The organism is Streptomyces sp. NTD107 (assembly GCF_059510435.1).
Genome location: NZ_JCAJZV010000005.1, coordinates 103,482 through 129,237 on the forward strand (window position 1 = coordinate 103,482; position 25,756 = coordinate 129,237).

General features: G+C 69.5%; 22 protein-coding genes. 5 read left to right on the forward strand and 17 right to left on the reverse strand.

Annotated features, from left to right (window positions below; genetic code table 11):
- Positions 1 to 232 precede the first annotated feature (232 nt).
- Genes AC5WRL_RS12665 through AC5WRL_RS12675 form a run of 3 tightly spaced genes read left to right on the forward strand, consistent with a single transcriptional unit; the run spans position 233 to position 3,066 of the window.
- The gene (locus tag AC5WRL_RS12665) at positions 233 to 874 is read left to right on the forward strand and encodes a mycothiol-dependent nitroreductase Rv2466c family protein (protein ID WP_496088551.1); all 642 of its coding nucleotides are present in this window, start codon (positions 233 to 235) and stop codon (positions 872 to 874) included.
- Between the two features lie 54 nt (positions 875 to 928).
- The gene (locus tag AC5WRL_RS12670; protein WP_496088552.1) at positions 929 to 1,858 is read left to right on the forward strand and encodes an EamA family transporter; all 930 of its coding nucleotides are present in this window, start codon (positions 929 to 931) and stop codon (positions 1,856 to 1,858) included.
- Positions 1,855 to 3,066, forward strand: coding sequence for an MFS transporter (locus tag AC5WRL_RS12675; protein ID WP_496088553.1), 1,212 nt, complete (start codon positions 1,855 to 1,857; stop codon positions 3,064 to 3,066). The genes AC5WRL_RS12670 and AC5WRL_RS12675 overlap by 4 nt, the downstream gene beginning before the upstream one ends.
- Positions 3,067 to 3,269: 203 nt before the next feature.
- Here AC5WRL_RS12675 and AC5WRL_RS12680 read toward each other — a convergent pair whose 3' ends face one another.
- The 13 genes from AC5WRL_RS12680 to AC5WRL_RS12740 form a co-directional block, all read right to left on the reverse strand.
- Entirely contained in the window at positions 3,270 to 4,211 is a 942-nt protein-coding gene (locus AC5WRL_RS12680) for an NADase-type glycan-binding domain-containing protein (RefSeq protein WP_496088554.1), read from the reverse strand.
- A gap of 1,215 nt (positions 4,212 to 5,426) precedes the next feature.
- Entirely contained in the window at positions 5,427 to 5,990 is a 564-nt protein-coding gene (locus AC5WRL_RS12685) for a phage tail protein (protein WP_496088555.1), read from the reverse strand.
- Position 5,991: 1 nt separating this feature from the next.
- Positions 5,992 to 8,004: a putative baseplate assembly protein gene (locus AC5WRL_RS12690; RefSeq protein WP_496088556.1), complete on the reverse strand. Its 2,013-nt coding sequence runs from the start codon at positions 8,002 to 8,004 to the stop codon at positions 5,992 to 5,994.
- Positions 8,001 to 8,408: a GPW/gp25 family protein gene (locus AC5WRL_RS12695; protein WP_496088557.1), complete on the reverse strand. Its 408-nt coding sequence runs from the start codon at positions 8,406 to 8,408 to the stop codon at positions 8,001 to 8,003. Before AC5WRL_RS12695 ends, AC5WRL_RS12690 begins: the two co-directional genes overlap by 4 nt.
- Positions 8,409 to 8,413: 5 nt before the next feature.
- Positions 8,414 to 8,719 carry a PAAR domain-containing protein gene (locus AC5WRL_RS12700; protein WP_496088558.1) on the reverse strand — a complete coding sequence of 102 codons (306 nt, stop codon included), beginning with the start codon at positions 8,717 to 8,719 and terminating at the stop codon, positions 8,414 to 8,416.
- 34 nt (positions 8,720 to 8,753) lie between these two features.
- The gene (locus AC5WRL_RS12705) at positions 8,754 to 10,652 is read right to left on the reverse strand and encodes a VgrG-related protein (RefSeq protein ID WP_496088559.1); all 1,899 of its coding nucleotides are present in this window, start codon (positions 10,650 to 10,652) and stop codon (positions 8,754 to 8,756) included.
- 9 nt (positions 10,653 to 10,661) lie between these two features.
- Complete coding sequence (locus tag AC5WRL_RS12710) at positions 10,662 to 11,429, reverse strand: CIS tube protein (protein WP_496088560.1); 768 nt, start codon at positions 11,427 to 11,429, stop codon at positions 10,662 to 10,664.
- An 8-nt stretch (positions 11,430 to 11,437) separates the two neighbouring features.
- Positions 11,438 to 11,872, reverse strand: coding sequence for a phage tail protein (locus tag AC5WRL_RS12715; RefSeq protein ID WP_496088561.1), 435 nt, complete (start codon positions 11,870 to 11,872; stop codon positions 11,438 to 11,440).
- Positions 11,873 to 11,907: 35 nt separating this feature from the next.
- Positions 11,908 to 12,195 carry a hypothetical protein gene (locus AC5WRL_RS12720; protein WP_496088562.1) on the reverse strand — a complete coding sequence of 96 codons (288 nt, stop codon included), beginning with the start codon at positions 12,193 to 12,195 and terminating at the stop codon, positions 11,908 to 11,910.
- A 1,392-nt stretch (positions 12,196 to 13,587) separates the two neighbouring features.
- Positions 13,588 to 13,731 (reverse strand): DUF6760 family protein, encoded by a 144-nt coding sequence (locus AC5WRL_RS12725; protein ID WP_496088563.1) that lies wholly within the window; start codon positions 13,729 to 13,731, stop codon positions 13,588 to 13,590.
- Entirely contained in the window at positions 13,728 to 14,159 is a 432-nt protein-coding gene (locus tag AC5WRL_RS12730) for a hypothetical protein (protein ID WP_496088564.1), read from the reverse strand. Before AC5WRL_RS12730 ends, AC5WRL_RS12725 begins: the two co-directional genes overlap by 4 nt.
- A 59-nt stretch (positions 14,160 to 14,218) precedes the next feature.
- Positions 14,219 to 14,662: a phage tail protein gene (locus AC5WRL_RS12735; RefSeq protein WP_496088565.1), complete on the reverse strand. Its 444-nt coding sequence runs from the start codon at positions 14,660 to 14,662 to the stop codon at positions 14,219 to 14,221.
- Between the two features lie 20 nt (positions 14,663 to 14,682).
- Complete coding sequence (locus AC5WRL_RS12740) at positions 14,683 to 16,212, reverse strand: phage tail sheath family protein (protein ID WP_496088566.1); 1,530 nt, start codon at positions 16,210 to 16,212, stop codon at positions 14,683 to 14,685.
- A 182-nt stretch (positions 16,213 to 16,394) separates the two neighbouring features.
- Here AC5WRL_RS12740 and AC5WRL_RS12745 point away from each other — a divergent pair, with 182 nt between their 5' ends.
- Positions 16,395 to 19,529: a DddA-like double-stranded DNA deaminase toxin gene (locus AC5WRL_RS12745; RefSeq protein WP_496088567.1), complete on the forward strand. Its 3,135-nt coding sequence runs from the start codon at positions 16,395 to 16,397 to the stop codon at positions 19,527 to 19,529.
- Positions 19,516 to 20,040 carry a hypothetical protein gene (locus tag AC5WRL_RS12750; RefSeq protein ID WP_496088568.1) on the forward strand — a complete coding sequence of 175 codons (525 nt, stop codon included), beginning with the start codon at positions 19,516 to 19,518 and terminating at the stop codon, positions 20,038 to 20,040. The genes AC5WRL_RS12745 and AC5WRL_RS12750 overlap by 14 nt, the downstream gene beginning before the upstream one ends.
- A 71-nt stretch (positions 20,041 to 20,111) precedes the next feature.
- On the opposite strand, the gene AC5WRL_RS12755 is transcribed toward AC5WRL_RS12750, so the two are convergent.
- The 4 genes from AC5WRL_RS12755 to AC5WRL_RS12770 form a co-directional block, all read right to left on the reverse strand.
- A complete protein-coding gene (locus AC5WRL_RS12755) occupies positions 20,112 to 22,130 on the reverse strand; it encodes an ATP-binding protein (protein ID WP_496088569.1) in 2,019 nt (672 codons plus the stop codon).
- The gene (locus AC5WRL_RS12760) at positions 22,127 to 22,720 is read right to left on the reverse strand and encodes a Pvc16 family protein (protein ID WP_496088570.1); all 594 of its coding nucleotides are present in this window, start codon (positions 22,718 to 22,720) and stop codon (positions 22,127 to 22,129) included. Before AC5WRL_RS12760 ends, AC5WRL_RS12755 begins: the two co-directional genes overlap by 4 nt.
- Positions 22,721 to 22,742: 22 nt before the next feature.
- The gene (locus AC5WRL_RS12765) at positions 22,743 to 24,866 is read right to left on the reverse strand and encodes an HYR domain-containing protein (RefSeq protein ID WP_496088571.1); all 2,124 of its coding nucleotides are present in this window, start codon (positions 24,864 to 24,866) and stop codon (positions 22,743 to 22,745) included.
- A 130-nt stretch (positions 24,867 to 24,996) separates the two neighbouring features.
- Positions 24,997 to 25,614, reverse strand: a complete 618-nt coding sequence (locus tag AC5WRL_RS12770) for a helix-turn-helix transcriptional regulator (protein WP_496088821.1) — start codon at positions 25,612 to 25,614, stop codon at positions 24,997 to 24,999.
- Between the last annotated feature and the right edge of the window lie 142 nt (positions 25,615 to 25,756).

Consider the following 25,756-nt stretch of genomic DNA (forward strand, 5'->3'; position numbering starts at 1 on the left):
CATGTGTTGGACTCATTGATGGCCCCGGCCCGACACTGGTGAGGGCCGCTCACGGCGGGACCGTCACCGGGCGGGCCCCCGAACGGCCCCCGCGGCAGGCCCGCAAGCCGCTCCTTCGCCGTACCCCCACATAACGCCACGTACCGCCACGTACTCCCGTACCCGGCCGCACGGCGCCGAGGCGCGCCCGCGCGCCCCCGCGTCCGTGACACCGAAAGGACGAGTGATCCCGATGGGCACCGCACCGCCGCGTTCCGCGAGGACCGTCGCCGACATCTGGGTGGACCCCCGCTGCCCCTGGGCGTGGATCACCTCACGCTGGATGCTGGAAGTGGAGCGGGTCAGGCCGGTGGACACCCGATTCCACATCATGAGCCTGTCCGTCCTCAACGAGGGCCGCGAGGTCCCCGAGAAGTACCGCCAGGGCATGATCGACGGCTGGGCCTGCGTACGGGTGTGCGTCGCGGCACGGCAGCGGCACGGCCACCAGGCGCTGCGACCGCTCTACAACGCCATGGGCGGGCTGATCCACCACGAGAAGGCCGGGCTGGGCCACGACATGATCCGCGCCGCGCTGGAGCAGGCGGACCTGCCCGCCGATCTGATCGAGGCCGCGGACGACACCGCCTGGGATGAGCCGCTGCGGACCGAGCACCACACGGGGATGGACCCGGTCGGCTCCGAAGTCGGCACCCCGGTGATCCACGTGCCGGGACCGGAGGGGAGGCCGCTGGCGTTCTTCGGCCCCGTACTCACCCCCGCCCCCCGTGGGGAGGCGGCCGGAAGGCTCTGGGACGGCGTGCTGGCCGTGGCGGGCACGGACGGTTTCTTCGAGCTGAAGCGCGGCCGGGACCGCGACCCCATTTTCGAATGAGCCGGCCGGGCGGAGGCCCGGAGCCACAGTGACTCCTGCGGAATTCGAGGCAAGATGACGAACAGACAGAATGTCCTCACGGCCGCCGTCACCGGGCTGGCTCCGGCGGTCTGGGGCAGCACCTACCTGGTGACCACCGAACTGCTGCCCCCGGATCGGCCGCTCCTGGCCACCACCATGCGGGCGCTGCCCGGCGGGCTGGTCCTGCTGGCCCTGGGCCGGCGCCTGCCCGCCGGCATTTGGTGGTGGCGCGCGCTGGTGCTCGGCGCGCTGAACATCGGCGCCTTCAACTTCCTGCTCTTCGTGGCCGCCTACCGACTGCCAGGCGGCATCGCCGCCATGATCATGTCGGCGCAGCCCATGTTCGTCGTCATCCTCGCCGCCCTCGTCCTCGGCGAGCGGATCAGACCCGTCCACGCCCTGGCCTGCGCCATGGGCACCGGGGGGGTGGCGCTGCTCGTCCTGCGGGGCACGGCGTCGCTCGACACCGTCGGAGTCCTCGCCGCGGTCGGCGGAGCCCTGTGCATGGCCTCGGGCATCACCCTGACCAAGCGGTGGGGACGGCCGCAGGGCGTGGGTCTGCTCACGTTCACCGGGTGGCAGCTCACGGCGGCCGGCCTGCTCCTGCTGCCCTTCTGGCTGTCGCTGGAAGACCTCCCCGAAGGTCTCACCAGATCCAACGTCATCGGGTTCGCCTACCTCATCACCTTCGGCGCGGTGCTGAGTTACATCGTCTGGTTCCGAGGCATCGAACGGCTGACGGCCGTGGCCGTCTCCTTCCTCGCCCTGGGCAGCCCGATCGTGGCGACCCTGCTGGGCTACGCCGTCAAGGACCAGACCCTGACGGCCCTTCAGATCATCGGCATGGTCGTCATCCTCGTGGCAGTCGTGCTCGGTCAGCCCCGCCCGCCCGGACCGAAGTCCGAGGACTCGCCCTCGGCCCCACCCGTACCACGCCTGACCACATCCGGAGAGAAGACATGACCGTTCAAGAAGACGCCGGCAGCTCCGACACGTCGCGCAAACCGCTGTCCCCGACCCGGGGCTGGCTGGGTGTGGCTGCCATCACCGCCAGCCTGTTCGTCTTTCTCACCACCGAACTGATGCCGATCGGCCTGCTCACGCCGCTCAGCGAGAGCCTGGACGTCTCCGTGGGCTCGGCCGGCCTCATGGTCACGGCGCAGGGGGTGGCGGCCGGCCTCGGGGTGCCGTTTCTCGTGGCTTGGACGCGGCGTGTCAACCGGCGCCGTCTGCTGACCGCTCTGCTGGCCGTTCTGACCATCGGCAATCTGCTGACCTCGATCGCCCCGAACTACCCGCTGATCCTGGGCACCCGCCTGATCATGGGCTTTGCCAGCGGCGTCTTCTGGGCCATCGGCGTCAGCATGGCCATGCGCATCGTCCCAGAGAAGCACGCCACCCGGGCAGCCGCCGTCGTGATGTCCGGAATATCGATCGCCACCGTCGTCGGAATCCCGCTCGGAACCCTGCTGGAGAGCGCCGGCGACTGGCGCACCACCTTCCTGATCTGGGCCGGCCTCAGCGCTCTGGTGTTCGTCGCGGTCGCCCTCACCATCCCGTCGCTGCCATCGGCCAACGCGGTCTCGGTCCGGGAGGTCTTCGAACTGCCCCTCAAGAACGTGCGGCTGCGGGTGGTCCTGGTCATGGTCGTGCTCTTCGTCCTCGGCCACTTCGGTGCCTACACCTTCGTCCGCCCGTACCTGGAGGAGAGTACGTCCGCCACCGTGGGCTTCATCACCGTCATCCTCATCGTCTTCGGTGTCGGCGGCGCGATCGGCAACTTCATCGGCGGCCACACCGTCAACAAGAGCCTGCGGGGCAGCTTCATCGTGGGCGGTCTGACCATGATCGCCGCACTCGTCATGCTGCTGTCCGTAGGGGCGAACAACCTCGGAGTCATCGCCGCCATGATCCTTTGGGGCCTCGCCTTCGGTGTCATGCAGCTCAGCCAGATCAACATGACCCTCTCGGCGGCCCCCGAGACCTTCGAGGCCGCCATGTCGCTCAACACCATGGCCTACAACACCTGCATCGCCGTGGGCGCTCTCATCGGCGGTCTGTTCGCCGACCACGTGGGCGTCACCAGCGTGGTGTGGTTCGGCATCATCCTGGTGGCTCTCGCCGTGACGCTGCGGGCCGCCACCGGCGGCCGGACCGCGCGGGCGAGCTGACCCCGTCCCCCTCCCCGTCCCGAACCACCGGAGCGCGGTCCCGGCCCCGGTCCCGCCCTCCGACCGGGAGCGGATGTCGCGACACCCCCGACGTGACGATCCGCACCGCTTCCGGCGCCGTGGGCGCGTGTCCCCCGTCCGGCGACGGTGGAGCACGCGCCCACGGCGCGTTCCCGGAGTGGCGGTGCCGGCCGGGGGAGGGATCAGCGGCGCCCGAAGAGTTCGACCTCGGCCACGGCCAGCCGGGTCCCGTCCCGGGTCCCGTACGCGGCATCGAAGGTCAGCCGCAGCGTGACGACGTCGGAGCCGCTCACCTCGAAGCTCTGGCCGCCGGGTTCATCGCGCAGGCTGATCGTCTGCTCACGCGAAGTGCCGTCGGTGCCGGTGGTGGTGAGGGTGATGCTCGCCGGCCGGCCCTGGGCCAGGAACTCGTCCTGATTGACCGAGGCCCCCGGCGTGATCAGCACATTGGTCAGCCGGACCGGCTCCTCGAAGCGCACCTCCAGATACTCGCCCTCGCCCGGACCGGCGGCGGCCGGGGTCCAGGCGCGGTTGTTGAAGCCGTCGAACGCGTTGTCCGCCGGATGGTCCGGGGCCTCGCTCGACGCCCGTACGACGTCCGGGTGCAGTGCTTCCGGCTCACCGGTACGGTCCCGGGCCGAGTCGAAGAGTTCCCTGATCTGGTCCCGGCCGAACCACGCCAGCAGGGCGAGCAGCAGAAGCAGCACGGGTATCAGAAGCCGGGGCCGGCGCCGCCGCCGGCCCGCCGGCCGGGTGCCTGCGGCCATCGGCCCGCGGGGGCCGCGCCGGAACATCCGGCGCCACCACGGGAGCGCCGCTGTGCCGGTCCGCGGCGGCGGCCCGTCGCCGAGCAACGCTCCGCAGCGCTCGCAGAGCCGGCGTCCGGCCTCGTTGCGGGTCGCGCAGTTCGGGCAGTCGCGGGGCGTGGCGGTGACCGGCCGGGGTACGGGGCTGGGCTCGGTGGCCGGTTCCGGCGCGTCGGCCCCCCGGTCGGCCGGCCGCTCCTCCCGGTCACCCGGCCGCCGGGGCGCGGCCTTCGCCGTCTCCTTCGGCTCCGGGGCGAACCCGGCGTCCTCCGAGCGGGCCCAGGACGGCCCCGGCTGCCGGGGCCCACCGGGCGACACCGGCGCCCCGGGTCGCCTTGTGCCGCTGGGCGCAGCCGTTGCCGGAGGTGGCCCCGGCGGCGGATGCGCGGGCGGCGGAGGATAGGGATCGAGGGCCGCCGAACCGGCGAACCCCCCACCCGCCCCACCCGCTGACGGCGGCCCGGGCGCGCCCGCCGGATCCGCCGGTGGGCGGGGGTGAGGCCGCGTGCCGCTGCCCGGCAGGGACGGCGATGGCTGTCCGGGCGCCCCGGCCGGGCCGGACGGTGTACGGGGGCGCGGCTCGTACGGCTGTGCGCCGGTGTTGGGCGCGCCCGGGTACGGTCCTCCGGGTGCGCTCGCCGGATTCGCCGATGCGCCGGGGCCCGGTTGGTACGGCGGTGCGCCGGTGTTGGTCGCGCCGGACGGTGGTTGCCCGGGTCGGTTGGCCGGGCCGGCCGGTGTGCCGGGGCGGGGCGGGTAGGGCGGTGCGTTGGTGCTGGGCGCGCCGGGGGAGGACCGTCCGGGGCCGCTGGCCGGATTCGCCGGGGCGCCGGGGCCCGGTTGGTACGGCGGCGCGCCGGTGTTCGGGGCGGACGGTGATGCTCCTGGGGCCGGCGGAGTACGCGGCTGTCCGCCGACGCCACCGGATGGAATCGGCGGCGTGGGCGGTGACTGGGGGGAACGCTGGTCATGGGCGGCTTCACGCGGCCGGACGAGGCCGGGCGGCTGTCCGGGCCCGACTGCCGCCGCGCCGGGGTCCGTTCCGGTTGGCCCGGTTGGCTCCCTGGGCCCGGCGGGGGCTGGCTGGCCGGTGCTTCCTACGGGGTACGGACCGCCGGGCGCCGAGGGAGTGCGCCCGTCGGCCGGAGCCGGGGCGGGCCCTTGCGGGGGGCCGCCGGCGGCGGCCGATGGCCGCACCGGCTCGGACATCGGCCGGCGGGGCGGTCCTGGTGGTGGTGCGGCGGAGCCAGGTGCTCCCCGGGCCGGTCCCGCCGATCCGGCGAACGCGCTGTCCGTCGCCGGGCCCGTTCCGGTGCCCGGCGACGCCACCCCCGAGGCCGGGGCCGGGGCGGTGGGGCCGCCGGACGCCGCTCCCGCCGTCGTACGCTCCCCGTCCCCGTCCCCGTCCCCGCCCCCGCCCCCGTCCCCGGACGACGGCTCGCTCGCCCAGTCCAGAAAGGTGTGGCACTCGCCGCAGAACCGCGTCCCCTCCGCGTTGCCGGCACCGCACTCCGGGCAGTTGATCACGCTCGCTCACCCACCCGTACCGTCATCCGTCACCACAGGCAGAATCTCCAGCCGGAACGGCACATGCGCCGGCACCTCCTGGGCGATCAGCTTCTCCAGCCCCGCCCGGTCGAACCCGTCGGGGTCCGGCACCCGCAGCCGTACCGTCACCGACTCCCGTACCGCACCGGGCACCGGACCGCCCGGGTAAGGGGACCAGCCGGCCGCCCCGCTCTCGGTGATCTCCGGCTCCACGCCGGTCTCGATCCGTACCGCCGCCGCGAGCCCCGCCCGGGTGCCGCGCCTGCCGTGCCGGGTGACCGCGCTCGCCACCACGGCCCGGCGCTGGTTGACGGGACGTTCCTCGTCCACCTCGACGGCCACCCACCCGGCCAGCCAGCGCAAGAAGTCCTCCGGCGCGCTGCGCGGATGCAGATGGGCCGGCAGGTTGTCCAGCGACAGCATGACGGGGGCCAGCACCTCGTCCAGCGCGCCGGTGAACCGGCGCAGGAAATCCTGCTCCTGATACACCGCGGGCAACAGCTCCACCAGCGGATGCGGCGTCGGCAGCCCCGGGAACGCGCCGCGCATCTCAGCTGCCCTCCCGCACCCGCAGCTGGTGTTCGTAACTGAACACCAGGGCGTGCGCGTCCAGTTCGATCCGCGACACCGGCTCGGCCCGCTCCCCGGTCAGCGGGTCGGCCGGGAACAGCCGGATGTCCTCCACCAGATCCACCCCCGCCACCCGTTGCAGCACCGCGAAGACCTCACCGGACTGCACCGGCCGGCCGAACGGCCAGCCCTGCCCGTCCGGGCCGCCGATCAGCGGGTTGAAGTACGTGTACAGCGCCGTCAGCGCCGTCTCCCGCAGCCGCTCCAGCGCCGCGCCCCGTACCGACTGCAACGAGGCCACGATCGTCAGCCCCTGGTACAGCGGCGGCTGCACCAGCAGCCGGGCGCCCACCGGCCGCCGTTCGTCCAGATGGTCCTTGATGGCGGTCAGGGTCTCGGCTCCCGGCGTCAGGTCGTCGAAGCCGACCCGCCCCTGCTCGTCGCTGTGCCCGCCCGGCACCACCAGCAGCCGCAGCGCCTCGCCCTCCTGCTCCCCGGCCCGTACGCAGTGCACCCGCGCCGCCTCCGGCGCCACCTCGCGCGCCAACTGCTCGTAGTCGCGCGGCACCACCGCACGGTGCAGCGTGCGCAGCGTGAGCGGGCCGCGCACCCGGGCGTTCTCCACCGTCTCGCCGTCGACCCCGCCCAGCGCGGGTGCGCGGTTGGTCACCCGCGCCACGTACGGCAGCGAACTGCGCAGCACCCGCAGCGCACCGCGCGCCACATTGCCGCGCCGGCCGCCGCCCGTGCGGTACGTACGCACCCGGATCGCGCTGCCCTTGTGCGGGATCGCGCCGAACAGCCGCAGCCCGCCGGTCGCCTCCCGCACCGCCGGGCCGAAGTCGACGCGCCCGGAGTTGCGGTCCAGGGTGAAGTGCCGGTCGTACGCCGTGGAGTGCGCGAAGCTCTCCACCAGCCGCCACTCGCGCCACCGGGTGCCCTCCGAGACCTCCACCACGAACGGCTCCTCGCCGGGCACCACCGGCGGCCGGGCCACCTGGAAGCCCTGCCCCGGCAGCCCGTCCGAGGTGCCCAGCAGTTCGTCGGTGACGGTCTCGGCGTGGACGGCCTCCACCCGCGCGCCGATGCTGAACGCCCTCGCCGCGCGTACGGTCGGCGACGCCCGGTACGCCGGCTGCCCCTCGGCCGTCTGGATCAGCCGGCAGCGCAGCCAGCCGGCTTCGTGCCGCGCCACCCGCGACGGCGCGTGGACGTCCGGCAGATGCAGAATGATGTCGCCCGCTTTGTTGAACCCGCCCGTGCCGTCCGACTCCACCTCGCACTCCGCCCACGCCGAGCCGTCCCACGCCTCCCAGCGCAGCGGTGGCCGCAGCGGGTCCACACCCACGCCGTCCACCCGGCAGTCGAGGCGCAGCACCACCACCGCGGCCGGCACCGGCTGGGAGAGCCCCAGGTACAGGCAGTCGCCGGGCGTCGGCGCCACCCCGGCCCCGGACGGTGCCGATGCCGCCGATGCCGCCGCGCCGCCCGCCGTCACCGATCCGCTGAAGCACGGCACATCGCGTTCCAGCGCCAGCTCCCCGGTACGGTCGATCGCCTCCCCGTGGGCCTGCCAGGTCACCAGGTGTTCCAGGGTGCACGGCGGCACGGACAGGTCCCGGACGGTGGTGAAGACCACCGCCTCCTCGGTCTCCCCGCGCACGGTCGCCACCTGGGTACCGGACCGGATCCGTACCGCTTCGGGCTGCGGCGCCGACAGGGTGAAGGTCACCGGCACCCGCGCCGCCGTCGGCGGGTACAGGCGCACCCCGATGAGGTCGAGAAACGCCAGATAGTTCTTGTCCGGTACGCGATTGAGCCGATAGACAAGCTGATCGACCATGGTCGCGAACGCTTCGATCAGCGTCACTCCCGGATCGGACACATTGTGGTCGCTCCACTCCGGGCAGCGCTGCTGCACCAGCCGCTTCGCCTCGTCCACCAGCCCCTGGAACCGCCGGTCGTCCAGATTCGGGCTCGGCAACGACGTCATACGGTCTCCTCGTGCTGCGGGATGACATAGAAGGGGAAAACGAGATTGCGCGGATCGTTCGCGTCCCGCACCGAGTAGCTGATGTCGATGTAGAGCACCCCGTCGTTCACCCGGTCGAAGCGCACCGCCACATCCGCCACCGTGACGCGCGGCTCCCAGCGCTCCAGGGCCAGCCGTACCTCGTACGCCAGTTGCCCGGCGGTGCCCGCGTCCGCCGGGGCGAAGACGTAGTCGTTCAGCGCGCAGCCGAACTCCGGGCGCATCGGCCGCTCGCCGGGCGAGGTGGCCAGGATGATCCGGATCGACTCCTCGATCTCCTGCGCCCCGCTGACCAGGGCGATGCTGCCGGTGGCGTCGGTGCGCGGCGGGAACGCCCAGCCCGAGCCCACGAATTGCTGTCCCATGACCCTCAGCCGCCGATCAGTACGGTCGCGCAGCCGGCGGTGATCGCCGCGCCGCAGCCGGCCCGGTCGCCCGCCCGGGCGGCGGGCCGGCCGCCGATCAGCACACTGGAGCTGCCGGGGCCGGTGATCACGGACGCCGGGTGGGCGGCCGGCGAGGCGCACTGGTGGGCGGTGCCGACGGTGGCGGCCGGACGGCCGCCGATGAGCACCGTGCTGTGGCCGGGCGGGCCGATGGTTCCCGGGTGGCCGGTCGGATCGCCGACCCGGGCGGCCTGCGCGGCGGTGCCGCTGCCACTGCCGGCTGCGGACATGATGGTCCTCCCTGTTGCTGTTGCTGTTGCCGAGTCAGTTGATCCGCACCATCGGCGACTGCACGGTCAGCGACCCGTCGCTGCGTACCTCGGTGCGCTGAGTGCCCTTGACCTCGACCCGCCCGCCCCGCACCTCGACGGCGCCGCCGGTGGCCAGCCGCACGCTGCTGTCGCCGCCGTCCACCTCCACGCCGCCCCGGTGGGCGGTGAGCCTGACGCTGGCGCCGCTGAGCTCCAGGGCGCCGTCGCCCGCGTCGATGCTGGCGCCGCTGCCGGCCGTGACGGTGACCTGCTGCCCGGCCTTGATCTCCACGTTGCCCTCGCTGTCGATGACAATCGTGGTGCCCTTCTTGTCGAGATCGATCAGCAACTTGCCATCGCCGGTCAGCAGTCGTACGCCCTGCGGTCCGTTCGCCGCGTCCAGCAGCTCCAGCTTGTTGCCGCCCTTCGAGCCGAACGACCGCTTGGTGACCGCGCCGCTCGCCTCGTCGATCGCCCCCGAATCCCCCTCGCCGCCACCACCGCCCGAGGGCCGGTCCTGCCCGTTGTACAACGCGCCCAGCACATAGGGCCGGTCCAGCCGCCCCTGCTCGAACCCCACCAGCACCTCGTCCCCCACCTCCGGGATGAAGCCCTCGCCGCCGCCCGTACCACCGGTCTGCGCCGTACGCGCCCAGTCGCTCGCGTACTCCTCCGACAGCCACGGGAAACACACCTTCACCCGGGCCAGACCCTCCGGATCCTTGGTGTCCGTGACCGTCCCGCTCACCAGCCCGCCACCGCCCCCACCACCACCGGCGCCACCCTCGGCGGGCACCTCACCCCCACCACCGCCCGTCAGCCCGAACAGCGACCGCTCCTGCTGTCCCGACACCGTCAGCCACGTCTCGTACCCGCGCAGTGGATCGAACACATGCCGCGACGTCGTCACCGTGTACCGGCCCTCGAACGGCGCCCCGACCCCCGTCAGCGTCACCGCGCTCCCCGCCCGTACCTCGGGATTCCCCCGGATCACCGCCTCCAGCTCGGCGAACGACCCCGCGATCGTCGCCGCCAGCGCCTTCGCCACCTGATCCACCTGCGCCTGCGTCCCGTACGAGGCCCCCGCCACCACGAACTCCGCCGCCCCGAACGGCTCACTCACCTGCGCCGCCGTCACCCCCAGCTCCAAAGTCGCCGCCGCGCCCGCCTCCACCCGCCCCACCAGCGGCTGCTTCGTCCGCACGTCCCAGCCGCGTACCTCCACCGCCGACACCTGCTCCGCCGCCGAGATCCCGGCCCGGCAGCGCAGCAGATTGTCACCGGCCTCCAGCACCAGCGGACTGTTCCGCGCCCGCGCCGACGTCTCCGGCGCGCCGCCCGCCTCCGCCGGGCGGACCACATGCAGCAGCCCGTCCGCCACGTACACCTGCGCCCCGGCGTCCGCCGCCAGCAGGCGCAGAAACTCCCAGTCGGTGCAGTTGGGCTGCGCCACATGCTCCAGCACGGGGCCGGCCACATCGACCGTTCCCGGCTTGAGCCCCGCCCGGCGCGCGATCTGGGCACAGATGTCGGACAACGTCATGTTCTGATAACTCGCCACCCGCCGCCCGCGCAGCAGCCGGTACGACTCATCGAGCCCGCGCACCACCGTGAACGTCCCGGTGTCATCGATCTCGATCTCCAGCGCCGTCACACTCCCCGTCAGCAACGGCCGCGCCGCCGCCGCGCCGCCGTCCCCGGCGCTGGCCAGCAGCCGTACCGGCGTCCCGACGGTCAGCCCCGTCTGCTCCAGCAGCACCCGGGACGGATCGCGGAAGCGCAGCACGAACAGATCCGGCAGCGTACGGCTGTCGTCCACATACCCGTCCACCAGCGTGTTGGTGAGCGCCGGCGACAGCGGGGCGCCCCCGAACTCCACCACCAGCGCCTTGGCCACACTCTGACCCGCCATCGGCCCCCCTCACCGCCCCGCGTCGTCGCGCGCCGGCAGCAGCAGTTCCTGCCCGAGCGTCAGCCGCATCGGATCGTCGATGCCGTTCGCCTCGGCGATCAGCCGCCAGCCGGCCGGATCCCCGTACTCCTGCCACGCCAGCGCCTGCAAGGTGTCGCCGGACAGCACCCGATGTACGCGGCGCGGGCGCAGCGACCCGGACGTCGGGTTCTGGCCGGGTGTCTCGCCGCTGATCTCCTCGACCGTCACCTGACAGGTGGCGCGGATCGGCACCCCGGAGGTGGTGAAGAGGGAGTACTTGACCTGAACCTGGCTGACATACCCGGGGAAGCCCGTCAGCCCACCCCAGTGGAACACCACCCACGGCGGCGAGGCGCGCTGCGCCTGCCGCGTCTCACTGGTCGGCACGCAGCACGCGAACAGCTGCTCCACGGCGGTCACCACGCTCGTGTCCTGGGTGGCACTGGCGTCGAAGAACATCTCCACCGTCAGCTTGCTGGGCTGCGGCCCCTGGTACTCGGGCGGGCCCGCGCTCTTGGCGCCCTTCGCCGGAGTGCGCTTCCAGGCGGCGGCCTTGGTGAGGCTCAGCTCCTTCGGATTGAACTGGAAATCGATCCGGCCGCACGCCGCGCCCGGCGTGAGACTCCCGCCGGGGGGCGGGGTGCGCAGCTCCAGATACGCGTGCTCCAGCTTGGGACGTACGCCCCCGCCGCCGGTACCGCCGCTGCCGCCGACGGAACCGGTCCCTGCCGCACTGAACGCGATGGGTGAACTCATGGCCGCGCTCAGTCCCCCAACACATAGCCGTGATGGGCGATCTCGATCGTCTCGATCGCCACCTTGGGCGACTCAGGACTGAAGGACGGGCCGGTCCAGCGCACCGGGACCACCTCCAGCAGGCCCCACTGCGCGACGGTGCGGCCATCGGGGCTGCGGGCCTCGATGTGCGCGGTCTTGCGGGTGAAACCGGTGGTCATGCTCGCGAACCAGCGGGCTACCTTCTCCGTCTCCCGGGTCAGCGGGCGCGAAAGCTTGACGTTCGAGTACTTGATGCGGGTCGGCAACTGCCACAGATGGCCGTTGTTGCCGCCCTCCTCACGCTGTTCGAGGACGACCTCGCAGCCGAGCCCGTCGCAGGTGTTGAACGATCCCAGCTCGATCCCGTCGATGGTGACGACGAAACAGACACTGACCGCCGGATCCTCGTCGCTCGCGGCCATGGGCGGGTCCTCTCTCTCACATCCGGGGGATTCGTTCAGTGCCGGGTCTTGATGAGCTGACCGGCGCGCTCCCGCTCCAGCCGCAACTCGGCGCGCAGCAGCCGGCTGAGCGGGGCGAACAGCGCCCGTACCAGCTCATCGGTGACCTTGGGCGGCGGGGCATCGCCGGCCTCCTCCGGAGCGGCGGCATGCGCGCCGGGCGCCGGCGGACCGGTCTCCGCCACCGGATCGGATACGGGCTCGGCCTGCTCCGAGGTGTCAAAGCTGGGCGTGAACTCGGCCTCGGGCACCGGCGGCTCGGCGCCGTCCGAGTCCCGTTGCACGGCTGAGGAAGTAGCGGGCGGCGGAGCGAAGACAGAAGTGGAGGTGGAAGCGGAAGCGGGATAGGAGGGAGACGGCGACAGCGACGGCGACGGCGAGCGGGGCGGGGACGGCGAGGGAGACGGTGCCGCGGACGACAGAAACACCACGGACCCATCCGCCATCCGCTGCGCCACCCCGGCCGCGACGGCCACGGCCCCGGCATCGCGATGAGCCGGGGGAGTGGGCGGGTCGGCAGCGGGCGCAATGGCCCGCTGTACGGCCGGCGCTGCCGGCTCCCCGGACCACCGCACCGGTACGGGGTCGTCCGGGGCGGGCCCGGCGGCCGGACGTTCCCAGGAGGGCAACACGGTGACCGAACGCTGCGCGACCAGCGGAAGCACAGGAGCGGCAGCAGCCTGGGGCGGGTCTGCTTCGTCGGCCAGCCGCTGAAGGGGAACAGCACTGGAAGAGAAGGAGAGCGAAGAAGAAGAGCCCGAAGAAGCGGAATCAGAAGACGAAGAAATGGGGGAATCAGGGACAGGGACAGGGACAGAAACAGAAGAAGAGAAGGCTCTGGAAACCCCGATGGACCCCACGTCATGCTCCCCTTCGGAGGCCGAACGGCCCTCCCCGCCGCCGCTCTCCTGAACGGAGAGGGACGGCGCATCCCCCAGCAGGGGCGCGGTTTCGACGTCAGGATCCGCCCCGGGACTGGTACTGCGGCCGGCGACATCACGCTGCGCCGTGGGCGGCAGCCCGGTCAGCGGTTCCCCCAGCCCCAGCCCACCGCGCGTGACAGGCGACGGCATCGTGATGCCCCGCGCGACGGTGGGCACGTCGGGCCGCACCACAGCCAGCCGCCGCACGACCGGCAGTGGCGTGTCATCCACAGCCGGCGCCTCCTCCGCGAGACGTTGCACAGGAACAGGCGGAGAATCCGTCCGAGAGGCAGAAGGAGAAGCAGAAGCAGGAGCCGAAGCAGAAGCGGCGTCAGAACTGTGACGGGAACCGGCCAGAGAAACGAACTCGTCCCCCTCCCCACCTGCGGAATCCACTCCCAATTCCTCAACAGGCGTTGGAGCGATGGCCGGAGCCTGCACCGACCGAGGAGCGAAGGTCTGAACCGACGGGGTGGCGAGTTCATGCCCCACCCCGGACGGAGCCGCCTCATCGACGTGATGCCCCAGCTCCCCGGTCAGCGAGACATCCTGCCGAGTGCTCAGCGAGCCCCGGAACCCGGCGGGATCCGTCACCAACTGGACGCCGCCGTCCACCATCCGCTGCATGGGTGGCACATCACGCCACTCAGCACCGGAGGAAGTCACCGGAGCAGCAGCATCAGCAGCCGACTCGTTCCGCTTTCTGCCTTGCCCCCACCCCAACCGGGAGAACAACCCCACGACGAACCCGCCTCACTTCCCGCCCAGCCGGGCGACCTGCGCGACATACCTCAACCGGTCGGCGTGCTCCAGATCGAGGATCTGGTCCAGCGACCAGTGGAAGTGGTAGGCGAGGTACGCGACCTCCTCATGGATACGGTCGGCCGCGTACGTCACGATTCCCCCAGGCGACCACCGCCACCGCCACCGCCACCGGCACCGCCGCCACCGGCCAGATCAACGGCGAAGCTCTCGCGACAGGACGGGCAGGTCACGGCAGCCCGGGTATGCCCCTCGGCGTTGATCCGCCGGTAGAAGTCCTGGAGAAAGGCCAGGTCGGAGGCGAACAGATCCTCCACCACACCCGGATGGACGTCCTCGATGGACCCGATCCTGGTGATGACCCGGGAGATGAGCACCACCGACAGATAGGCGGCGTTCTCCCGCACCCGGTCGTCCCGCAGCGGCACCAGCTCATCCCGCGCGGTCGCCAGCCGCATCACACCCGACCGGTGTACGGTGCCGGCCGCGTCCACGTACCCCCGGGGCAGTTCGAACGCGAACTCCGTCCGCAGCCTCTCCTCCTGCTCCCGCCCCCGCACCATGGTCGCCGTCGAGGAAGCGGCCCCGGTGGTATCCGGAAGGGTGGGAATTCCGCGCCGCCTCACTCGACCTCCAGGCTCTCGTACGTGATGGACAGTTTCTCCGTCAACACCGACGTGTCCCCGGCCTTCAAAGCACTGATCTCCAGCGACTTCGGCCAGGCATTGACCAGCTTGTACCGCTTGATGGGAATGCCCTCGTAGTCGTACACGATGATCGACCCATTGCGCCGGGCGCTGCTCATCTGCCCGAAACGGGAATCCTTCACCCACCGCTCGAAGCTGTTGTCCTCCGTGAGACCCCGGGTCACGGTCACTTCCCCGGCCTTGGGCCGGCCGGGAAGCTTCTTGATGGCGTATTTTCCGTCCGCGGTGTTCTGCTTCAGCTCAATGACGTCCTGTTCCATCTTCAGACCACTCACCTCGGTGATCTGCCGGATGAGAACACTGTCGAACTCCAGGCCGAACGAATGCCCCACAGAACTGTCAAGATCGGGCAGCGGCATAACGGTCTCCTCCCCTCACATCATTCGTCAACGGCGCCGGACCCACCCGACAATTGCGCGAGACGGAACACCACGAACTCGGCCGGCTTGACGGGCGCCACCCCGACCTCACAGATCACCTGTCCGGCGTCGATGCTCTCCGGCGGATTGGTCTCGCGGTCGCACTTCACGTAGAAGGCGTCATCCGGCGTCAGCCCGAACAGCGCGCCCTTTCGCCACTCGTTCGTCAGAAACGCCTGGATGGTACGCCGCACCCGCGCCCACAGCGCATCGTCGTTCGGCTCGAACACCACCCACTGGGTGCCGGCGAGGATCGACTCCTCCAGATAGTTGAAGAGCCGGCGCACATTCAGATAGCGCCAGGCCGGATCGCTGGAGAGGGTCCGCGCCCCCCACACCCGAATTCCGCGCCCGGGGAACGATCTGACACAGTTCACCCCGATGGGATTGAGGAGATCGTGCTCCCCCTTGGTGAGCTGGGTCTGGAGGGCAACGGCACCCCGTACGACCTCGTTGGCCGGCGCCTTGTGCACCCCGCGCGAATCGTCGTTACGGGCCCAGGCCCCCGCGATGTGACCGCTCGGCGGCACGAACACATTCCGCCCCAGGCCCAGGTCCAGCACCTTGATCCAGGGGTAGTAGAGCGCCGCGTACTTGGAATCGAACCCCGTGGTGTCCGTACGCCATGCCTTGACCTGCTGCGGACTCAGCCCGGGCGGCGGATCGAGGATCGCGACCCGGTCGCCCATCGCCTCGCAGTGGGTGATCAGTCCCTGCTGCACCGCGACGACGGACTCCAGGTCCAGCGCGCCCCGCTGATAGGCACTCATCAGATCGGGAGCGGCCACCATGGTGACCTCTTCGACGGCCTCCAGGCCGCCGAACCCGGTCCTGGTATCGGGATCGCCGACATAGGAATCCGCGGACAGCTCAAGCGATCCCTCATCAGCGGGCCCCCGACCCGGCCCCGACGCGGACGCGGACAACGTAACGGACTGGGCCTCGGGCCGTACGGTGATGGCACCCCGCTGCACGACGTCCAGCCGGATCACCTCGGACCGGGCCTTGACCTGGGTGGCGACGTTGTCCTTGTTCCGCTTCGTACTGACCCCGGAAAACGTCTCGACGGTGTCGCCGTCCCTCCTCACCAGGAGAGTGAAAAGCCCGTCATCGGCGCCATCCCCTTCCGGATGAACAACCTCCACGCTGATCTCACCCGTCACACCGGGCAACACCCGCACCGTGTAGGGCCCGAGCTGCGCCTGTGCCGGCTCGGCGCTCTCACCGCCCTGCCCGATGCGGACCACGTAGGCCACTCCACCACCGTTGGCGAAGTAGCCGTAGACGGATGACGCGAGATAGGTGCCCTCAACGAAATCGCCGAAGACGCTGATGAACTGACTCCAGTTGGAGACCAGCGTGGGCTCGTTGAAGGGCCCCTTCTGTGCGAACCCGATAAAGGCGGCGACAGCCGTCCCGACCCCTTCGATCGGCCGGCTCCCTGACTCCACCTCTTCGACGTACACACCCGGGGACAGGTACGACGGCATACCACTCTCCTTGGCCGGGGAAACAACACCGATTTTTCGCCATGAGTGGATCACCGGGAACGTCCGAGGGGCCGCCCAACCGTGCAGACGCCCCTGCCCCATGGTGAAAGATCGCGAAAGAGAAAGAGAAACATCCCCGCCCCCCTCTACCGGCTGCCGCCTCCCATCGGCACGGTGAGGGAATGGCGCGGACGGAGACCGGGAAACAGCCCCTCCCGGAACACCAGAACGCCAAAACCCCAGCGGCCACACCAGCCCCCACCGCCGCCCTCCATCACTTACAGAGAACAGCGGGAAACGCGGCGGTAGCCCGCCTGGTCGCCCAGCGCTACACACCCCCGGTGAAGCCGCCGCCGGCCCAGGCCCCGGGCTTGCGCAAGGTCAACGCGGACATCGGAGCCAAGCGACAGAAGCTCTCCGCCCACCCGCCCGCCGCGCTGGAATCCCGGGCTGCCCAGGACGCGGCCGTGGCACCGCCGGACGACAAGGAAGCCCAGGCCAAGACCCAGCACGCCGAGAAGATGAACGCCGCCGAGCCCGGCGACTTCGACAAGGCGGCCTTCATCACGGCGGTGAACCAGGCGGTCGACGCCCAGGCGCCGAAGAACCTCGACGAGGCGGACAACTTCGCGGACTCCGGCAACGCGGACCGGATCAAGGACGAGGTCGACGGCCAGGTCAGCGACGGCACCAAGTCCTCGTCGGAAGAACTCACCACCACAACATCACAAGCCCCGGACACCTCCAACACCACGGACAAAGAGGTCACCCCCCTCACCGCGGACCAGGCACCCCTGAACCCGGGCGCCCCGAACGCCTCGGACGCGATCCCGGAACGCCAGCCGGACGAGGTCACCGACTTCTCCGAGGGGCAGCAGGAGACGGAACAGCAGCTCGCGGACGCGGATGTCACCGAGGAGCAGCTGGCGAAGGGCAACGAGCCCGAGTTCGACAACGCCCTGGCGGAGAAGAAGAAGGGCGAGGAAGAAACGGCGTTGGCCCCCGGCCAGGCCAGAGCGGCGGAGAACGAAGAACTCCAGACCGCCAAATCCGGCGCGGCAGCGGCCGGCGCCCAGGCCATGGCCGGCCTGACGGCGACCCGCCAGGAAACCGGATCCCAGGTCGACTCGGGCAAGGGCGAGACCAAGTCTGCGGATGAAACGAAACGCGAACAGGTAACGGCAAAACTTAAAAAAGTCTTCGATGAAACCAAAAAAGATGTCGAGAAGACACTGGAAGATCTCGACGGAAAAGTAGACAAGGAGTTCACGGACGGGGAGAAGAAGGCCCGGGATGCCTTCACCAAGGACCACGAAGACCGGATGAAGGCATACAAGAAGAAACGCTACTCCGGCTTCGACGGAAAACTCCGCTGGGGCAAGGACCTGTTCGCCGGCCTCCCGGATGAGGCGAACGACCTCTACCAGGAGTCCCGCAAGCTCTATGTCACCAAGATGCAGGGCGTCATCTCGGACATCGCCGACACGATCGGCCGCGAACTGGGCCACGCGAAGAACCGCATCAAGCAGGGCCGCACAGAACTCCGGGCCGAGGTGGAGAAACTCCCGGCAGACCTGAAGCAGTTCGGCGAGGAAGCGGCGGCGGACTTCTCAGGAAAGTTCGACGACCTCGAATCGGAGGTCAACGAGAAATCCGAGCAACTGGTCCAGGACCTGGCCCAGAAGTACACCGAGTCCCTCGACGCGATCGACGAGGAGATAAAAGAACTCCAGGAAGCGAACAAGGGCCTGTGGGACCGCGTCAAGGACGCGGTGGTCGGCGTCATCCAGACCATCATCGAGCTGACCAACGCCCTGATGGGCATCCTGGCCAAAGCGGTCACGGCGGTCACCAAGATCATCAAGGACCCCATCGGGTTCCTGGGCAACGTGGTGCGCTTCATCGGCGACGGCCTGAACCTCTTCACCTCCAACATCGAACAACACCTCAAATCCGGCCTGGTCTCCTGGCTCCTGGGCACCGCTGTGAAGACCGGCCTCCAGATCCCGGCGAAGTTCGACCCCAAGGGCATCATCCAGCTCCTGGCCTCCCTCCTCGGCCTCACCTGGGAAACCATCCGCGCCAAGATCGTCCGCAAGGGCGTCCCAGAAAAAGCCATGGCGACGGTAGAAAAATCGGTCCCCGCGGCCCAGACCCTCCAAAGAGAGGGCCCCGCCGGCCTGGCAAAAGAAATAGAAAATGACGCGGGGAACCTGAAGAAAACCATCCTGGACGACCTGAAGTCCTACCTGATCCCCACGGTCATCATGGCCGGCATCGCCTGGATCGTCTCCCTCCTGACCCCCGCCTCGGCCTTCGTCCGCGCGGTCAAGGGAATCATCGACATCGTCACCTTCATCGTGACCCAGGCCGCCCAGATCACCGACTTCATGAACGCGATCCTCGACGCGGTCATAGCCATAGCAGACGGAGCAGCAGCCGGCGTCCCCAAGCTCATCGAATCCGCCCTCTCGACAAGCATCCCCCTCCTCCTGGGCCTCCTGGCCGCCCTCCTGGGCATCGGCGGCCTGGCCAACAAGGTCAAGAACGTCTTCCAGAAGGTCTCCCGCCCGGTAGGCCGAGCCGTCGACAAAATCATCAACAAGATTGCTCAAAAGGGAAGGCAACTCTGGGGCAAATCAAAAGGGGGGCGAAATGATAATTCCGATGACGCCAATGCGAACTTAAGAGAAGGTATCGGCGCTGCCCATGAAGCGATAAAACAGGGCGCCGATCAAAAAGACGTTGAGCATCGATTTCCTGCAATAAAGAGCCGCTACGGCCTCACGACCCTTCGCCTCATTGTTGATCGCGATGAAGGTGCGTATAGATTTGTCCATGCGAAAGGAGTGATACAGCGAGCAGATTCACCTACAGAAAAGATCCCTTCGGGGAAAGTCACGGTGTATCCCCCCGTTCCTGAACGCTTGGGTGAGTTTGCCGAAAAACTTCCCGATCGCAGCGGTGCTAAAGATAAGACGGAGGGATATATCGTCTCGGCCGGCGGTCCGGGATTGCATGTAATAAGCGGGAGGGATGCTGATACTGTTAGTGATCTGAAGCGCAGGTTTAGGCCTGTTTCGGTTGATCACGCAGAAGCAAAAGCTGCTCGACAAATGCGGAAATACTCCGTCAGTAGCGCGTGGGTAGTCATCAATAATGATCCATGCGAAGGCCCGAATGGCTGCCAGGAGTCGTTGCCTGCTATGCTCCCTGTGGGTTTTGTGCTTCGCGTGGCGGTAAAGTATGCAGACGGTACGGTGAGGCACTTCAATGACTACACGGGAAATGGAGAGGGAATTAATGCCGACATCTGACTCTGAGTCCGAGAAAGTATTTGGCAATGCATTTCCGGGTACAGGGGATTTCGAAACTGCAAGGGTGGAAGAATTTCAAGCCATTGCCGGTGTGTGGTGGGACATTTGTTCAGAGAATGTAACTGACGCGGATTCTGCCGAGGAACTGGTTCGCGAATTGATGGAACGATGGACGCTTCGCGATGAAGACGGTTTGCCAATTTCGGGCGCGCTGACAATGTGGTGGGGTGAGCCGATCTGGGGCAGCCAATTTTCCCCCGGGTGCCTTCGAGTGGATGTACATGGGCCGACCGGAAGGGCAGCTTTGCGCTGGCTCCCAACCGAGCAGATTGGTGTCGAGCCAGACTATCAGAACAGCGGTAAGCCTTTTACGGTGTTGGAGTCTTCGCAATATCCCCCCGTGGAAATCTCGGAAAAGTATTCTCGGGCTAGTGTTGCCATCGCCATCCGTGCAATTCGAGAATACGTCCAGACGGGAAGTCGGCCAGAATGTGTCGATTGGATTTCCTAGCACTTTTCGGCGAGAATGCCGGATATTACTTCTGAAGAATCAGAGACATTCCGCCCTGTGGCTCATGAAGTTTATGTGAGTAAATTCAAGTAAGGGCCGAATTCTGAGGCCAGGGTGAGACGGCCCAGCTTTTGGTATTCGCGTTGGATTGCGCGGATCAACAGGGGCATCGTGATGGGAGAGTCCGCCGTCGCGGCCAGGTAGGCCGCTGTGATGGCGATCGAGCGGATGTTGCCGCCGGAGAGTTCGAAGGATTCGGCGCAGAAGTCCAGGTCCAGGTCGGGGGAGAGGGGGACCTCCGTGCCCAGGGAGTTGGTCCACAGGTGTTTGCGGTGGGTGGGGTCCGGCAAGGGGAAGTCGATGACCAGGTCCAGGCGGCGGGTGAAGGCGTCGTCCAGGTTGGCCCGTAGATTCGTCGACAGGATGGCCAGGCCGTCGAAGGACTCCATGCGTTGGAGGAGGTAGGCGCTCTCCACGTTCGCGTAGCGGTCGTGGGCGTCCTTCACCTCGGAGCGTTTGCCGAAGATCGCGTCCGCCTCGTCGAAGAGCAGGACGCCGTTGATGCCGGCCGCCTCGGTGAAGATGCGTTCCAGGTTTTTCTCGGTCTCGCCCACGTATTTGTCGATGACCGTGGCGAGATCCACCGTGTAGAGGTCGAGGCCCAGATCCGCGGCGATGACCTCCGCCGACATGGTTTTTCCCGTTCCCGAGTCGCCCGCGAACAACGCCGATACGCCGCGGCCCCGGCCGCCGCCCGGGCGCATGGACCAGGTGCCGAGGACCTGGTCGCGGTGCCGGGCCCGGGCCGCCAGTTCGTGGAGTTGGGTCAGGGTGTCGGGCGGCAGGACCAGGTCGTGCCAGGTGACGGAGGGTTCGATGCGGCGGGCCAGGCGGTCCAGGCCGGCCGCGTTCTGGGCGCGGGCGCCGGCGCTGATGTGTTCGGGGCGGAGTTCGCCGTCCGTCAGGAGCGCCGCCCGGGCGGCGGTGCGGGCCGCGCCGGCCAGTTGGGCGGGGGTCAGGAGGAAGGGGGCGAGGAGGGCGGGCAGGTCCACCTTTGGGCCGACCGGTCCACCGTGCGCTGCTGACCAGATCTCCGCCCGTTCGGCCGGCTCCACTCTCGGTGCGGTCAGGGGCAGGGGCTGGTCGGTCGACCAGTCCGCGTCCCAGGGGATGGTGCCGGTCAGGATCAGAGGTTGGGAGCACTGGGTGAGCAGGCGCAGGGTCGGCACGTGGTTCGGGGCCAGGGCGTCCACCGGCGTGCAGATCAGGCCCGCGTTCGTCAGGCGGGCCTCCCGGATCAGGGTGCGGACCGCCTGGGCCGGGGCGGGGTCCTCCGTCAGCCGGTGCAGGTTCACCGTGAGGGCGCCGCTGCCCGTCGCCGACAGGGCCTGGGCCGCGATGGTGTGCGCCGTACCGCCCAGCGGGGACTTCACGTACACGAGGTGGGCGCCCGCGCTCAGGGCCTTCGTCAGCGGGGCCGCGTCGCCGGCCGGGTACGGCGTGCCCTCCTCGGCCAGGAGATGGGCGATGCGCGGGTCGGGGATGTCGCTGCCCAGCAGGTGGGAGGTGACCCGGTCCGGGACCCGCAGCGCGCGGGTCAGGAACGGCCGGTCCAGGTCCTCCGTCAGCAGCAGACCGCTGTCGATGAGCGGCGATCGCGGTGCCAGACGGTCGCGGGCCGTGGCGTCCGCCGGGGAGGTGCCGCACAGGCCCAGCGCCAGGCCGATCGACGGCCGGCGGCGCGTCACGTCGTCGTGCAGATAGCCGTAGAACGATTCGAACCGGTCATCCAGGTCGGGCAGGAGCGCTATCAGCAGGATCTCCACGTCCAGTGGCGTGAGGGTGAAGGTCCTGGCCAGGGTGTTCAGCCTGGTGTCGTCCGGTGGGGTGTCTTCCTCGTTGACCCCTGGGGTTGCCGTGACTGCCACGTCGCGGCCTTCGTCCAGCAGCCGCTGGATGCTTTCCTCGCTCAGATAGAGGCCGCGGAACGCGTCGTCCGGGTCCGGGTCGGTCCGGCGGCGCTCCGCCACCGCGTGGCGGATGCGTTGTTCCACCTGGCGCGCTCGGTGCAGGAGGTGGTGGGGTGTCATGCCCCGGTGGCTTCCGCCGTGTTCGTCATGCCGAGGCTCACGCCGCCGTCCGTGACCGGCGGGCCGGCCGGGTACAGCGGGGATTCCGTCACCGGAACGCTGATCACCAGATCCAGGGACGGCTTCAGTTCGCCCCCCAGCGCGCTCCAGACATCCGCGAACGAACGGTCCTCCGGCGGCGGCAGCGCGATCGTCATCGGGATCGCGATGCCCAGCTCCGACAGGAAGCCGGTCAGGTACGCGGTCGGCAGGGCGTCCTGGCGGAGGAGGGAGATCAGGAGGGAGGACAGCAGACGGTGTTCGTCCTCCGGGCGTTTGGTCCAGGCCGTGATCAGGTACGACAGCTTGAAGTAACGCGGCGGGCGGCGGCGCGCCACGACGATGCCGGCCTCGTTGTACTCGTTGTGCAGCCCGCGCTCCCGGCGCCGCATGTCCTCCCGGATGTCGTACAAGTACAGGTTCACCGTCGGCGCGTTGACCTTCGCCGCCCATTCCCGCGTCGGCGCCTCGAAGACGATCGCGATCTGCCCGCCCGCGATCACCTCCGCCCGCAGCAGCCCGCGCAGCGCCTCGTCCACCTCATGGATCATCCTGAGCTCCGCCCGCCCCTCGTCAGCTGCGTCCGACGAAGTCCGGCGGCCGCAACGTCCGCTGCACCACCAGGAAGTCCTCTTCGAACGGTTCGAACTCCGCCGTCTCCACCCGCAGCACGCGCGCGCCGAGCTGGTCCTTGCGCAGCACCAGCACCTGCGCCTCGAACGTGCCGTCCGGCCCCGCCCGTACGGGTGCCCGCGCCGCGGTGATGCCCGGCGCCCAGGTCAGCGCCACCTCCGTACCCGGCGGGAAGTTCTCCCCGCGCGCGATCACCACCGAGCCCGGGGCTCCGACCTCGGGGGTGATGGTGATCTCCGGCTGGAGGATGTCGATACGGGCCGTCGTCGCGTTGTTGGCACCCCTGGGGTCGGCCGTCGTGGCGCTGACCGTGGCCCGCAGTTCGCCGCTCAGCGGCAGCCCGTACCTGGCGGACTGGGTGACCGTCAGGCGCGCACCCGGCGCGATCGAGCAGGGGGCCGCCGCCGTGCACGCCGACTGCGCCTCCACCGTACGGTCCGCCGGGTCCGGGCGCCGGGGCCACGCCGTCGCCAGGACCACGCCCTCCGCCCGGTCCGGGCCGGCGTTGGTGATGGTGAACTCGGTGGTCACCGGCAGCCCCGTATAGCCCGGTACGGGATCCACCGCCGCCGTGACCGCGATATCCGCCGAGGGTGGCGGGGGCGGGGCCGGCGGGTCGGGTGGTACGGGCGGCACGGGGAGGATCGTGAAGGTCGCCGTGCCCGTCCCCGTGTTGCCCGCCGAGTCGGTGGCCGTGCACACCACCTGCGTCGTACCGACCGGGAACAGCGACCCGGACGGCGGTACGCACTCCACCGGCAGCTCGCCGTCCACCTCGTCCACGGCCGTGGCGGTGAACTCGACCACCGCCCCGTCCTCTCCCGTCGCCTGCACGGTGCGGTCGTCCACCGTGACGACCGGTGCGCCGAGGTCGTTGACGGTGATGGTGATGGTCTGCCGGTAGTCGGGATCGGCCTCCTCGTCGTCCTCCGGCGCCGCCGGCGGGGGCGCCTCGGGATCCAGCAGCTCGGGCGGAATGCCGGTCGGGGCCCGGCCGTTCAGCAGGAACTGGACGACGCAGCTGAGCGTCGCGCCCTGCGGGGCGTCCTCAGCAACGGAGATGGTTTCACCGAACGTCGCGGTACCGCCGCTCGTCACGTCCTGGTGGTCGGGTGCCAGTGTGACGGTCAGGGCCGGGTCGCATATCAGGATCTGGTGGGTGACGGTGGTCGGCAGATTGGTGAGCCCGTCGACAATGGCGTCGGTCACCTGGGTCGGGTCGATGCCCTCGACGAGCCGCCCGTTGGTCGCTGCCACCAGTGTGTCGGCCTGGCCGGGCGGGTGCCGTTGGTCGGGCTCGCCCCAATCCGGGTGTGTGCCATCGCCGTTGAGACCGTCACCGTCCGGAGTGTCGATGTCCACGGCTACGATCCGGGCGCCGATGTTCTGGAGGAGGGTCACGGTGTTGCTGAGAGAGTGACCCATGCTGGGGTCATGACTGGACGCGTCGCCGATCAGCACGATGATCGGACTCGCACCGTCTCGGAACTCGGTGTCGCCGCCCGCCCCCGTGCCGATCTGCCACAGGGCGTTGATCCAGTCCTCCGCAGGCCCGCCGCTCCACCCTCCCCGGTCGGCCTCGATGTCGTCCACGCCGTCCTGAACGGCCGTCAGGTCATACGTCAGCCCGGTGTGCACCTGGAAGGTCCGGGTGCGGTCCGTGTCATCGTTGTGGTCGCCGAAGCTGATCACCGCGAAGCGCGAATCCGGCTGTTCCTGCCGTACCCGGCCGGTGACGTCTGCCAAGGTGTCCTTCAACTGGTCGATGGTCGGCTGCATGCTCCCCGTACCGTCCACCAGCAGCACCACATCGGGGCGCGGCGGCACTTCCGGGGTGCCGATGTTCTTCTCCACCTCGATCGCCTCGCCCGGGTCCGCGTCCCGCGTCACCCCGCCCGGGGTGGTGCCCAGGTCGGGGAGCGAGGCCGCGGCGTAGGCGGCGCCGCCCGCCGCCGAGCCGGAGATCGAGGCGGCCAGCAGTACCAGTACGGTGCCCAGCGCCAGCCGCCACCGGCCGCCGCCGCCCGGTCGTTCCGCCCGCCCCCATGCTGCAAACCCCCGCACGGCCCACCCCGCCTCACTTGAGATCGCGTCGATCTCCACCGTCTCCCGCGCGCGCGAGGATCGCAGCGAGAGCGGAGACAGCCTTTCGGGAAGTCGCCGCTTCCCGAAAGGCTCCCGCCCGCCTCGTGGATCAGATCAGGCCCTGGCGCAGCGCGTACGCCACCGCGTGGGAGCGATTGCGCAGATTGAGCCGGGTCATCACCGCGTGCAGTACGTTCTTGATCGTCCGTTCCGAGTACGCCAGGCGTACGGCGATGTCGGCGGTGTCGTAGCCCTCGGCGACCAGGCGCAGCACCTCGATCTCGCGCGCCGCGAGGCCGGTGAAGTTCAGGCCGCGCGGGGCGAGTACCTGGCCCTGTACCCGTCCGACCTGCGTCAGCAGCCCGCCCAGCAGATCCGGCGGGACGTACCCCTCGCCCTTCGCCACCGCGCCGATCACCGCGATCAGCCGCTCCGGTGTGGCCTCCGTGCGCCGCACCACCCCGACGAAGCCGCACTCCGCCGCGCTCACCAGCTGCTGTTCGTCGATCTGGGTCACCACCAGCACTCCGCGCGGGGTTCCGGTGCGCTGTGCCTGTCGCAGGATCCGCAGGGCGCCGTCGTCGATGATGTCCACCACGACCACCACCACCTCTGCGGCGTCGGCGGCTGCGTCCCGGTTCCGGTCGATGATGCGTACCTCCGGACGGGTCCGCAGGTGGCTGGCGATGCCGGCCTGCGAAATGGGGTCCTGAGCCCGAAGGTCCACTGTGATGCGGTCCGTGACTGTCTGTTGCACGTCGCGTCGTCCTCCCCCTATTTAGTTCATGTCATGGTCTTGTCATATGCCAATCATGAGATTGCCCCACCCACCCCCATAAGAGGTGCTTCGCGACCAGGAAGGGTAATCA

Bases quoted from the DNA above. Each gene is read 5' to 3' on its own strand.
- AC5WRL_RS12665 (WP_496088551.1), top strand. From the start codon at position 233: ATGGGCACCGCACCGCCGCGTTCCGCGAGGACCGTCGCCGACATCTGG.
- AC5WRL_RS12670 (WP_496088552.1), top strand. From the start codon at position 929: ATGACGAACAGACAGAATGTCCTCACGGCCGCCGTCACCGGGCTGGCT.
- AC5WRL_RS12675 (WP_496088553.1), top strand. From the start codon at position 1,855: ATGACCGTTCAAGAAGACGCCGGCAGCTCCGACACGTCGCGCAAACCG.
- AC5WRL_RS12685 (WP_496088555.1), bottom strand. From the start codon at position 5,990: ATGCGCGGCGCGTTCCCGGGGCTGCCGACGCCGCATCCGCTGGTGGAG.
- AC5WRL_RS12690 (WP_496088556.1), bottom strand. From the start codon at position 8,004: ATGACGTCGTTGCCGAGCCCGAATCTGGACGACCGGCGGTTCCAGGGG.
- AC5WRL_RS12695 (WP_496088557.1), bottom strand. From the start codon at position 8,408: ATGGGACAGCAATTCGTGGGCTCGGGCTGGGCGTTCCCGCCGCGCACC.
- AC5WRL_RS12700 (WP_496088558.1), bottom strand. From the start codon at position 8,719: ATGTCCGCAGCCGGCAGTGGCAGCGGCACCGCCGCGCAGGCCGCCCGG.
- AC5WRL_RS12705 (WP_496088559.1), bottom strand. From the start codon at position 10,652: ATGGCGGGTCAGAGTGTGGCCAAGGCGCTGGTGGTGGAGTTCGGGGGC.
- AC5WRL_RS12710 (WP_496088560.1), bottom strand. From the start codon at position 11,429: ATGAGTTCACCCATCGCGTTCAGTGCGGCAGGGACCGGTTCCGTCGGC.
- AC5WRL_RS12715 (WP_496088561.1), bottom strand. From the start codon at position 11,872: ATGGCCGCGAGCGACGAGGATCCGGCGGTCAGTGTCTGTTTCGTCGTC.
- AC5WRL_RS12730 (WP_496088564.1), bottom strand. From the start codon at position 14,159: ATGGTGCGGGGGCGGGAGCAGGAGGAGAGGCTGCGGACGGAGTTCGCG.
- AC5WRL_RS12735 (WP_496088565.1), bottom strand. From the start codon at position 14,662: ATGCCGCTGCCCGATCTTGACAGTTCTGTGGGGCATTCGTTCGGCCTG.
- AC5WRL_RS12740 (WP_496088566.1), bottom strand. From the start codon at position 16,212: ATGCCGTCGTACCTGTCCCCGGGTGTGTACGTCGAAGAGGTGGAGTCA.
- AC5WRL_RS12745 (WP_496088567.1), top strand. From the start codon at position 16,395: ATGGCGCGGACGGAGACCGGGAAACAGCCCCTCCCGGAACACCAGAAC.
- AC5WRL_RS12750 (WP_496088568.1), top strand. From the start codon at position 19,516: ATGCCGACATCTGACTCTGAGTCCGAGAAAGTATTTGGCAATGCATTT.
- AC5WRL_RS12755 (WP_496088569.1), bottom strand. From the start codon at position 22,130: ATGACACCCCACCACCTCCTGCACCGAGCGCGCCAGGTGGAACAACGC.
- AC5WRL_RS12760 (WP_496088570.1), bottom strand. From the start codon at position 22,720: ATGATCCATGAGGTGGACGAGGCGCTGCGCGGGCTGCTGCGGGCGGAG.